Source organism: Microcystis sp. M_QC_C_20170808_M3Col, from assembly GCF_007095505.1.
In the GTDB taxonomy this organism is placed as follows: domain Bacteria; phylum Cyanobacteriota; class Cyanobacteriia; order Cyanobacteriales; family Microcystaceae; genus Microcystis.
In genome coordinates this window covers 1-9,394 of the sequence record NZ_SFBY01000473.1, presented here as the reverse complement: position 1 = coordinate 9,394, position 9,394 = coordinate 1, and the positions used below count along the sequence as shown (strand labels likewise).

The window sequence follows — 9,394 nt, the reverse complement described above, 5'->3', positions numbered from 1 at the left end:
GCTGCGATTTTTGCCAATTGTTTTCGATCTAGAACTAGCTAATCAATTAAGTCTCTTGCCAGATAAGGATTTAGTCGATTTATGCCACCCTATTGAACCATACCAAGTAACGAAGAACCGAAACTCTCTCCACCAGACTCACTATAATTAAAAAGGTAGCCTAGCTATGTCGGCAGAATCTAGACATCGGAGCGTACTTGCCAATCGATACCAACTGGTCGAGTTGATCGGTAGCGGTGCCATGGGACAAGTATATCGAGCAGAAGATAAACTATTAGGTAGCGTAACCGTCGCCGTGAAATTACTCTCGCAAACTCTCCTCAACAAAAAAATGCGTGAGCGTTTCGAGCGAGAGGCGACTATTTCGGCACTTTTAAGCGAAAAAAGTATTCATATTGTTAAAGTTCGTGATTATGGTGTAGATGACAAGGAAGTCCCCTTCTACGTCATGGAATTTTTGCAGGGGGAGAGCATGAGTGAAATCATCAAACATCAGCCGCTGCCCCTCCCGCGCTTTTTCAATCTCACCCGTCAGATTTGTTTCGGCTTGGAATGCGCCCATAAGGGTATTATCTTCCAAGGAGAGATGTGTCCGATTATTCACCGGGACATCAAACCAAGCAATATTATGGTGATTCAGGACCCAGGATTAGGGGAATTGGTGAAAATTCTCGATTTTGGCATCGCTAAACTCATCCAATCGGGAGAATCCCAAACCCAATCGTTTATGGGAACCTTAGCCTATTGTTCCCCGGAACAGATGGAAGGTAAAGAACTCGATCATCGTTCCGATATCTACAGTTTTGGGATTATGATGTACGAGATGCTCACGGGAGAAACGCCCGTTTTTCCCGATAATCCCTCCTTTGGCGGTTGGTATGAGGTTCACCACTACGCCGAACCCCGTTCCTTTAATTCTAGCTTGCAATTACCGCCAGAATTAGAACAGTTAATCCTGCGCTGCTTGGCCAAAGCACCCGGCGATCGCCCGCAAAGTGTTACAGATATACTACAACGTCTCGAACGACTTGAACCCCTAGTCAAAAATGAAATAGTCAAAAAAACCGACGATTACACCAGCAAAATCAAAACCCTTAATAATTTAAATCAAACCATTGTTTCTGCTGCTAATGCGAGGGATATCTGTCTCAAGTCCAGTTGGCCCGAGGATAAACCGCACCAAAAAATTGTCTTCTCACGCTGTCTCCGAGCTGCTGACGGCGTTTTTGCCAGTTTATGGGTAATGTTGGCTCGAGAGGATATCGCCGTCCGGGTTGCTAGTGTCCGTTATAATAAATTCCTCTTTTTACCCACACCCCACCCGATGCTTCTCTGGATTACTCTCCTCTATCATCGTCAATGGGGACCGCGCTGGTTGCCCTGTTATTTGGACTTAAAAACCCGCCAAGGTCAAAAAATGACCAAAACCCTCGCCGAAACCGGTCAATACTGGATTTTATTTTTCTCCCTCGAAGGCGGCCTTATCTGTGAAAATGTGATCACCGCTAATATTCCCCCCAATCAATGCCAAATTTTGCGGCAATGGGTGACAGATAGTCAATGGGCCCAGGTTGGCAGCCCACAAATTAGCAAGCGGATGTTAAAACAGAAACTCGAGCAACTTAAACCCCAGATTCTGGGCAAATTAGCCTCAGAATTACCCCCGCAGCCCTAAAAAATTAGGGAGGCATTAACTAAGGCTTGCTGAATAAATCTAAAAACCTTGTTGTATAAGACTTTTAGACCTTTTGTCAATCAAAAAGTACTGGATATGGGAGTGATCGGGGGGAAATTTAGGCACTTTTTCCCTGATAATTGGCCACCTGAAAATGGGTAAAACCCCACACCCCACACCCCACACCCCACACCCTGCCACCACCGAAAAACTTTTTGCCGCAAACCCTAACTAACCGCCCTTTTTATCGATACTATTCACCCAGATTACAGAGGTCGATAGACACGGTAATCAATATTGGGGAAAATATTATCGATTTCCTCGACTTTTTGCAACCAACCGGCATCAATCTTCTCGGATTTCACATCTTCATAGATTTTATTTAACCGCAGCAGGTGGGAACGAGTGCGCCGGACAGCATAGGGAACCATCGTACCGGTTCGCATAATAAACGCCCAATCGGAAGATTGGGCTAATAATAACTCCCGGGCCGCCTGATTTAAAGCCCGTTCCTGCAATTCATCCTCCGCTTCATGATGACTTAATTCAATCATCCGTTCCGTGCCTTTGTGTAGGTGAGGATAGATCCAAGCGTTAGTTTCATTCAGCCAGTATTCATGGAAACCCTTATAACCCCAACTGGATTGGGAAGGACGACAGACCTGCTGATTGGGGTTAGCCCGGAGATAATCGGCTAAATGGGTCATTTGGTAGATATTTTGGTCATACCAAGACTTACGGAACAGAAAATCAATAAACCAGGGTCCCTCATACCACCAGTGACCGAATAACTCGGCATCGTAGGGAGAAACAACAAGGGGAGGACGGCCCATAATTCCGGCTAAACTCTCCACTTGCCGCTCGCGATTATACATAAAATTGCCCGCGTGTTCGGCGGCTTTTTCTTTGGCCCAGTAGGGGTCATAAAGCCCTTTTTCCGATAAACCACCGTCCCGGCTAGTAATTTTGTGGTATTTGATGCCTATATTCTTGCGTTGACCGTTGGGCATGATATAGGGCTTAATATATTCGTATTCCGCTTCCCAGCCCAAATCTTTATAGAATTCCCGATAGACCACATCCCCCGGATAACCAACTTGGGAAGACCAAACCTGTTGAGAAGATTCGTGGTCACGACCGAAAGCAGCCACCCCGGTTTCCGTGAAAATGGGCGCGTAACTGCCGTAACGGGGGCGAGGACGACCGTAGAGAATACCGTGGCCATCGACGAGGAAATAACGAATGCCCGCATCGGCTAACATTCTTTCTACCCCTTCATAGTAGGCACATTCCGGCAACCAAATGCCCTTGGGACGACGACCGAAATTTTCTTCGTAGTGTTGACAGGCCACCTCAATTTGCGCCCAGACCGCTTGCGGGTACATTTTCATCAGGGGCATATAACCGTGAGTCGCACCACAGGTGATAATTTCTAGGTTATTACTGTCAAGGAATTGTTTAAAAGCTTTGACCAGATCTCGATCGTATTTTTCCCAAGTTTGTCGGATACTTTGGAAAGATTCAGCGTAATATTCGGCTAAGTAGCGAATATGGCCATTGTGTTGATTATGGTCGATTTCTTTAGCAATTAATTCTTCTAACTTACCTAAGTGTTCTTCATAACGCTCTTGCAGTAACGGATCCCGCAGCATCGACACCAAAGGCGGAGTCATGCTCATGGTCATTTTAAAATCGATACCGTCCCCCTTGAGACCTTCAAAAACTTGCAGCAGAGGGATGTAGGTTTCTGTGATTGCTTCGTATAACCATTCTTCTTCGAGGACGTAATCGCTTTCGGGATGGCGGACGAAAGGGAGATGAGCGTGGAGAACTAGGGCAACATAGCCAAAAGCCATAGGATTTCTTCTTAGAATTAAGGAATAAAACTTTAAGATTAGGTTGAGTAGATTTTATACTATCTTAAGCTTCTACAATAAAGAATATGATAAAAGTCGATCGATCGTCGATCGATCTCGTCAATCCCTAGGTTTACTAATTTTCCGATGCTCCCATCTAACGAGCCACTGACTGCTTTAGGGAGAGAGACGACAACGCCTCTCTCGATTCAACTTTTGCTGTTTGTTGATGACCGTCCCAGTTCTCAAGAAATTATCCGTCAAATTCAGTCCTATCTCCAGTCTTTAAAGTCTGATTACCCGATTGACCTACAAATCATCGAAATTCGCCAGCAGCCTCATTTAGTCGAACATTTTCGCCTTGTAGCTACCCCCGCCTTGGTCAAAATTGCCCCCGTCCCCCGCCATACCCTCGCGGGCAGTAATCTGGTGGAACAGTTTAAAAAATGGTTGGTACGCTGGCAAAAAGCGATTAAAGAGGAGGTCAAAAATCATCACGCTGAGGATGCACAAGTTCAAGAGGTGGAACATTCGGGCGAACTCATCCGCATCGCCGATGAGGTTTTTCGTCTCAAACAAGAAAAGGAAGAATTATTAGAACAATTAAAATTTAAAGACCAAATTTTGGCTATGTTAGCCCACGATTTACGCAGCCCTCTCACCGCTGCTTCCATCGCTGTGGAAACCCTAGAATTAGCCTATCATCAACCAGATACGGAGCGCAGTCTGCAATTACGAGAACAACTGCACCAACAGGCCCGCAAACAGTTCCGGATTATGAACCGTTTGATTACGGATATTCTGCAAGCTTCTAAGAGCATGGCGGCGCAATTCACTCTCCAACAGAGTAAATTTTATCTCCAATCCCTCTGTCAGGAAATTTTGTCTCAATTTACCGATACTTTTCAGGAAAAGACTTTAATTCTCCAAAGCGATATTCCCCAAGATCTGCCCCCCGTCTATGCTGACGAGGAGTTAATCCGACAGGTGATTATTAATCTCTTGGAGAATGGGATCAAATATACCCCCGCTGGCGGCGCAATTACCCTTTCTGTCCTCCATCGTACTACTCAAAAAGTACAGGTAAGCATCAGTGATACCGGCCCCGGCATTCCCGAAGAAAAACAAGAGCATATTTTTGAGGGTCATGTGCGTCTCAAACGGGATGAGGGTAAAGAAGGTTATGGCATCGGTTTATCGGTCTGTCGCAAGATTATTCGCGCCCACTACGGTCAAATTTGGGTGGATAGTGTCCCCGACCACGGCAGTAGTTTTCACTTCACCCTGCCAGTTTATCGCTAAAATGCTCCGCTAACCAAGCATCAATGTCCCCTATAACTAAGTCGGGGATTTCCCAGGGGAACAGATGGGCCGTATCTGGGTAACATTTCCACCCAGACAGTTTCAGGTTTTCGGCCGTTTCTTGGCTCGAGGCACTGGTAATATGGCGATCCTTTGCCCCCGCCAGAACTAAGCAGGGAATTGTAATTTTGTCAAGAGATTTTAAACAATTGTAACCTTTTTTTAAAGCCCGATTTAAAGCGCGATCGGCAAATGGAGAAGTGCGTAAGTAGGCAGGAACAGCATCTTGAGCGAGATATTGATAGGCGATCGCTTGATGTTGTGAAAAAAGGTACTGAAACAGGGAACGACGAGCAAAAGTATCAATATTCCAACGCCATCCCGGTTTGATCTGATTGAGAATTGCCGCAATCCCCGTCAAAACTAAATCTGTGGTGGTGATAGGAGGATGACTACCCCAAGGCCGCGCGGCCGAGGCCACTAGAATTAAACCAGGAAAGCGCTCCGGATGCCGCAATACTAATTCCAGTGCGATTATACCCCCCAAAGACCAACCGAGAATTAAACATTGCTGGATTTTTTGGCGATCGAGCAGCCCGATTAAATCCTCTAGATGTTCTTCTAGCTGAAAATCGCGGCGATAACGACTTTTACCGTAGCCGCGCAGATCCGGGGCCAGGGTTTGCCAGCGTTGGCAAAAATGATCGGTAAATACAGACATACTCGCTGCCGAACCGGGATGACCGTGCAGACAGAGGAGCGGATAGCCATTACCTTTGATGTTAACGTTTAGATCGATCGACATTGATCAGTTATCAGTTATCAGTTATCAGTTATCAGTTATCAGTTAAGCTAAGACGTATTTAAACCGCTTATTCTTAGATTAGCCGAATCTCATCCAATTCCTTTACTGTTGCAAGAGTGCAAGAGCGCAAGAGTGCCTCGTCTGGCCCAAGCAATTTAAATTACGAACAGCTTAAGCGAGCAGTATTAAATAGGGTTGGCTGAATAAATCTAAAAACCTTGTTGGGTAAGACTTTTAGACCTTTTGTCAATCAAAAAGTACCGGATATGGCAGTGATCGGGGGAAAATTCAGGGACTTTTTCTCTGAAAATTAGGTAATTGACCAGATGAAAATTGGTAAAACCCTACACCCTACACCCCACACCCCACACCCTACCCCCACGAGAAACTTTTTCAGCATACCCTAAATAGCAGTTTCCTACTGTCTTTTCACTGTTCACTGCTTACTGTTTACTGATCACTGATTATTGACTGGGATATATGAGCGATCGAGTCTCTGGTAAGTCATACTAGAGAATGGGAGAGAGTTGGTCTAGAGGTTGCGGGATCATTTTATCAATGATTCCGAGGAAAGTCCGAACTCCCGAAAGACCACACTTGCTGGATAACGTCCAGTGCGCGCGAGCGTGAGGATAGTGCCACAGAAAAATACCGCCCCCTTTTTCAGTGATCAGTAAACAGTAACGAAAGTAAATTCACTGATAACTGATCACTGATTGGGGGTAAGGGTGCAAAGGTGCGGTAAGAGCGCACCAGCAGTATCGAGAGGTACTGGCTCGGTAAACCCCGGTGGGGAGCAAGGTGGAGGGACAAAGGTTGGTCTTTTTCCTGTCCCGTTTTTAGGAACCGCTTGAGGTAATTGGTAACAATTATCCCAGATAGATAACCTCTATTCCGACAAAGGTAAAAGCGATTTTACTGCTGTTGGGAAATACAGAATTCGGCTTATGTCTGACTCTCTCCTTTATCAGTTATCAGTGATCAGTTATCAGTATTCAGGAGTTAGTTATCAGGAGTCAGGAGTCAGTATTCAGGAGATAGGAGATTGCTTTTATTTATTCTCCCCATCCCCCATCCCCCATCCCCCATCCCCCATCCCCCATCTTCCCGCTCCCATGTCCTTAAGTGATCCGCGTCGCCAAAAACAATTAAAAACCCTAGTAGAAAAGCTGGGTTTATCGGCTGATGTCCCCGTCAGGTGGGATTTATTAGATTTAGCTCTAACTCATCCCAGTATTTCCCGTGATAAGAATTATGAACAATTGGAATTTGTGGGCGATTCTGTGGTAAGACTCGTGGCGGCGGAGGTATTGTTAGAAACCTATCCGGAGGCGCTAGTGGGAGAATTTGCCGCCCTGCGATCGATGATGGTTAGCGATCGCACTCTGGCGGAATTTGCGGATCGCTACGGTTTCGAGCGTTATTTGTTGGTATCAAGTAGTACAAGTATTGATCATGCGGGGCGAATTTCGCGACTAGCAGACGCTTTTGAGGCGGTCTTGGGAGCATTATATCTTAGTACACAGACTATGGTTTTAGTGCGTTCTTGGCTAGATGAACCCCTAAGGGAAAAAGCGGCCGAAATTCGTCGAGATCCGGCCCGACAGAATTATAAGGATGCCTTGCAGGAGTGGACACAAGCAACATACAAAAAACTGCCGCAATATTTAGTAAAAGAAATCAATAGTTTAGATCAAGAACGTTTTTGTGCGGAAGTGTGGTTAAATGAGCAGAAATTAGGAGTGGGAACCGGCAGAAGCAAAAAAGCGGCGGAACAGGCAGCGGCTAAATCGGCTTTTCTAGGAGTGGTTAAAGGCTAAATGAAGGTATTTTTGCCTAACGGGCGAATTGCCAGAGGCGAATTTTAAAATCATAATTACCACTAGCCAAATACTGCCCATCGGGACTAAAAGCCAGAGATTCCACCCAGTCGGAATTATTATCAAACCAGGCCAACTGTTTACCCGTCGTCACATCCCATAAACGCACACCGTCATTACTGGCACTAGCGAGAATTTGTCCGTTAGGATGGAGTGCCAGGGAGCGAATTCGGGCTGTATGACCGATGAGGGTAAATAATAACTTATTATTGCTCGTATCCCAGATTTTAATCGTGCGGTCTAAACTACCCGTAATTAAATTTTTACCGTCGGGAGTGTATAAAAGCTTGCTAACCGCTTGGGGATGGGCGGAAAATTTGGATAAAAATTTGCCCTCGCGGATGTCCCAAAAATTTACCTCACCGTTTTCATGTCCACTAGCAAGGGTGACACCATCGGATTTCACCCCTAGGGAATAAACAAAATTACCCACCCAATTTAAACGATAGAGGGGACGGCGGGGAGGTTGCACTGTCCAGAGGCGAATTCCTTCCAAACCACCACTAATTAATGTTTTACCATCGGGAGTAACGGTGAGGGCGAGGACAGTATTACCGTGTTCGAGGGCAATTCCTAAATACTTGCCTTCCACCAGATTCCAAAAATTAATGGAACCATCTAAACCGCTACTAACTAATAATCTTTCGTTGGGACTAATGGCTAAAGCTTTGACGCTGGTTCTTTGGGCGCGAGTTTGGGAAACTTTTTGCCCTGTTTTTACTGACCAAATTCTCAGGAGAGGATCCGTATCACTACCACCAGCGAGAACCAATTGGTTATCGGGGCTGAAAATCACAGCATTAGGGGTGGATTGTTGCCCTTCTAAGGTTTTAGCGAGGGTAAGTCTGCCTAAACCTTCTACTAGGATAGTTTCTGGGGTTTTTTCGCCACTTTCAGCCGCGGGTTTAGGGGGGGCAATAGGACTTTGGGCATGACTAAGCTGATGTTGCCCGATTGTCAGCGTGGTTAAGACACTGACCACAATTGCCCCGACAAGTTTCTCCCCACCCATAAATCGGAATTTCATAAATTTAGTTGAATATTAACAAATGAACGGTGCTATAGATTCTAGCCTTTGAGGGGATTGATTGCCAAGCAAGGTGAGATTTTTGAGCTAAGAAGGTCGATTTTTTTCGTTTTTCAGGGTTGGTAAAGCCACTTGACCCGATTGGGGCGGTAAATAATATCTCGCTGCTTCTTCTTTGTTGATTACCTTAGTTTTTTGGCTCTGTTGCCACCGGGCTAAAATAGCGATCGCCATAATCGTTGCCCCTAAAGATAGCAGTGTCCATCTTTGTCCTACAACCCCGATTATGACATCTACTGCCGCTGCGGTAAAGATAAAGCTAGTTATTGGTTCTTGACGGTAAGCTTTCTTGAGAAAACGCGGCCAGAGGAGATTACTCATCGAAAATTTGGGTCTGAAACCCCGTCGTGAAACGACGGCTTTACTGTTAAATATTAACACATTTACGAAATATATGCTTAAATGTGAGACATGGAAAAAGCCTATTCTTACCGATTTTACCCCACACCAGAACAAGAGTCGCTATTGCGGCGCACTTTGGGCTGTGTAAGATTAGTTTACAATCAAGCTCTCCACGAACGAACACAAGCTTGGTATGAAAGACAAGAAAGAGTAGGATATGCTGAAACTTCTTCAATGCTAACTGATTGGAAAAAACAAGAAGAATTAGAATTTTTAAACGAAGTTAGTTGTGTACCTTTACCACAAGGGTTAAGACACCTACAAACAGCGGTGGTGATTCGGTAGTAGTGATAGCGGCTTAATCCTTTGCTTTGCTGTGCATTATAGTCATGGATAAAATACCAAACAGCTCCAACGTGATTCTCCATTTTTTTAGAGAAAGATAGA

At 45.3% G+C, this 9,394-nt stretch carries 7 protein-coding genes, 1 other RNA gene and 1 pseudogene; 5 read left to right on the top strand and 4 right to left on the bottom strand.

What is annotated here, in order from left to right; genetic code table 11:
* Positions 1-166 precede the first annotated feature (166 nt).
* A complete protein-coding gene (locus tag EWV84_RS21985; protein ID WP_287080074.1) occupies positions 167-1,675 on the top strand; it encodes a serine/threonine-protein kinase in 1,509 nt (502 codons plus the stop codon).
* A 266-nt stretch (positions 1,676-1,941) separates the two neighbouring features.
* Here the strand turns inward: EWV84_RS21985 and EWV84_RS21980 are convergent, their stop codons facing one another.
* The gene (locus EWV84_RS21980; protein WP_287080072.1) at positions 1,942-3,531 is read right to left on the bottom strand and encodes a glycoside hydrolase family 57 protein; all 1,590 of its coding nucleotides are present in this window, start codon (positions 3,529-3,531) and stop codon (positions 1,942-1,944) included.
* Positions 3,532-3,678: 147 nt separating this feature from the next.
* On the opposite strand from EWV84_RS21980, the gene EWV84_RS21975 reads away from it, so the two are divergent.
* Entirely contained in the window at positions 3,679-4,833 is a 1,155-nt protein-coding gene (locus tag EWV84_RS21975) for a histidine kinase (protein ID WP_287080069.1), read from the top strand.
* Here EWV84_RS21975 and EWV84_RS21970 read toward each other — a convergent pair.
* On the bottom strand, positions 4,811-5,638 hold the full coding sequence (locus tag EWV84_RS21970) for an alpha/beta fold hydrolase (protein ID WP_287080067.1): 828 nt from the start codon (positions 5,636-5,638) through the stop codon (positions 4,811-4,813). The genes EWV84_RS21975 and EWV84_RS21970 overlap by 23 nt on opposite strands.
* A gap of 523 nt (positions 5,639-6,161) precedes the next feature.
* On the opposite strand from EWV84_RS21970, the gene rnpB reads away from it, so the two are divergent.
* Positions 6,162-6,601, top strand: an RNA gene (rnpB, locus tag EWV84_RS21965) — RNase P RNA component class A.
* Positions 6,602-6,753: 152 nt separating this feature from the next.
* Positions 6,754-7,458, top strand: coding sequence for a ribonuclease III (gene rnc, locus EWV84_RS21960; protein ID WP_287080077.1), 705 nt, complete (start codon positions 6,754-6,756; stop codon positions 7,456-7,458).
* Positions 7,459-7,474: 16 nt separating this feature from the next.
* Here the strand turns inward: rnc and EWV84_RS21955 are convergent, their stop codons facing one another.
* Together EWV84_RS21955 and EWV84_RS21950 are read right to left on the bottom strand one after the other, a co-directional pair.
* Complete coding sequence (locus tag EWV84_RS21955) at positions 7,475-8,545, bottom strand: WD40 repeat domain-containing protein (RefSeq protein WP_287080066.1); 1,071 nt, start codon at positions 8,543-8,545, stop codon at positions 7,475-7,477.
* A gap of 87 nt (positions 8,546-8,632) precedes the next feature.
* The gene (locus EWV84_RS21950) at positions 8,633-8,926 is read right to left on the bottom strand and encodes a hypothetical protein (protein WP_286825605.1); all 294 of its coding nucleotides are present in this window, start codon (positions 8,924-8,926) and stop codon (positions 8,633-8,635) included.
* A gap of 90 nt (positions 8,927-9,016) precedes the next feature.
* Between EWV84_RS21950 and EWV84_RS21945 the strand changes: the two are divergent.
* Positions 9,017-9,277, top strand: a pseudogene (locus EWV84_RS21945) (helix-turn-helix domain-containing protein); the annotation flags it as partial.
* Positions 9,278-9,394: the final 117 nt, after the last annotated feature.

Excerpts from the sequence above, each read along its gene's own strand:
- EWV84_RS21985 (WP_287080074.1), top strand. The coding sequence starts at position 167 with ATGTCGGCAGAATCTAGACATCGGAGCGTACTTGCCAATCGATACCAA.
- EWV84_RS21980 (WP_287080072.1), bottom strand. The coding sequence starts at position 3,531 with ATGGCTTTTGGCTATGTTGCCCTAGTTCTCCACGCTCATCTCCCTTTC.
- EWV84_RS21975 (WP_287080069.1), top strand. The coding sequence starts at position 3,679 with ATGCTCCCATCTAACGAGCCACTGACTGCTTTAGGGAGAGAGACGACA.
- EWV84_RS21970 (WP_287080067.1), bottom strand. The coding sequence starts at position 5,638 with ATGTCGATCGATCTAAACGTTAACATCAAAGGTAATGGCTATCCGCTC.
- rnc (WP_287080077.1), top strand. The coding sequence starts at position 6,754 with ATGTCCTTAAGTGATCCGCGTCGCCAAAAACAATTAAAAACCCTAGTA.
- EWV84_RS21955 (WP_287080066.1), bottom strand. The coding sequence starts at position 8,545 with ATGAAATTCCGATTTATGGGTGGGGAGAAACTTGTCGGGGCAATTGTG.
- EWV84_RS21950 (WP_286825605.1), bottom strand. The coding sequence starts at position 8,926 with ATGAGTAATCTCCTCTGGCCGCGTTTTCTCAAGAAAGCTTACCGTCAA.